2 protein-coding genes are annotated in these 865 nt (G+C 72.8%); both read right to left on the bottom strand.

All coding sequences use genetic code 11. The features are described 5' to 3' along the window. On the bottom strand, window positions 1-362 hold a 362-nt coding region (locus tag GT030_RS05780; RefSeq protein ID WP_346009575.1), incomplete at its 3' end, for an FAD:protein FMN transferase. Continuing rightward, window positions 355-865, bottom strand: a 511-nt coding sequence (locus tag GT030_RS05775; protein WP_161200144.1) for an FMN-binding protein, incomplete at its 5' end; no start/stop codon positions are given. The genes GT030_RS05780 and GT030_RS05775, both read right to left, overlap by 8 nt.

The following is an 865-nucleotide window of genomic DNA, read 5'->3' as shown; positions in this document are numbered from 1 at the left end:
CGCTCGGCGGACCAGCCCTTGACGATCCCGGTCGGGTCGAGCGTCCCCCGGTACCGGGTGCTGAACCAGCCGTCGCTCACCCGCTCCGCCTCGGCGGCCAGCGCCAGCACCTCGCGCACCTCGGGAGCGCACTGCTCCGGCGTCAGCTCCTCGCGGGCCAGCCGGGACACCTCGCTGTCCGCCCGGTAGGTGCTGAACACGGCGTCGGCCCGGTGCAGATCCGCGACCGCCGTCTCCAGCGCCGCGCGCACCTCGCCGGGATCGCCGCCGCGCACGTCGAAGGAGAAGACGGTGCCCATGACCTCCTCCGCGTGCCGCAGCACATGCGGTGTCCCCGCCCGCTCGGCCACCGTCTCAGCCACCGGCCTGGTCCAGCGCGGACTGGAGCGACTTCTTGTAGCCGGTGCTGGTGTAGGTCGCCCCGGACACCGAGTCGATCTCCGCACTGCCCGCCGCGACCGCCGCCCGGTTCAGCCGGGGCACCGCGAGGGCGGTCTTCTCATCGCTCGTCGGGCCCTTCGGCGCCTGGACCGCCTCCGCCTTGGTGATCTTCTTCCCGCTGAGCGTGACCCGCACCTGGACGGCCCCGTACGGCGTCTGCTCCGCGCTGCCGGTGACCGTACGCGCCTGGGCCGCACCCGGACTCCCGCCGCCGGAGCCCTTCTTGACCTGGTCCAGTGCCGACTGGAGCGACTTCTTGTACCCGGTGCTGGTGTACGTCGCCCCCGAGACCGAGTCGATGTCCGCATTCTGCGTCGCGAGGACCGCCTGGTTCAGCCGGGGCACCGCGAGGGCGGTCTTCTCATCGCTCGTCGGGCCCTTCGGCGCCTCGACGGCCTCCGCCTTGGTGATCTTCCCGCCGCTG

This window comes from Streptomyces sp. SID1328, from assembly GCF_009865595.1.
Taxonomy (GTDB): Bacteria; Actinomycetota; Actinomycetes; order Streptomycetales; family Streptomycetaceae; genus Streptomyces; species Streptomyces griseoluteus.
This window is presented reverse-complemented; position numbering and strand designations above follow the sequence as displayed.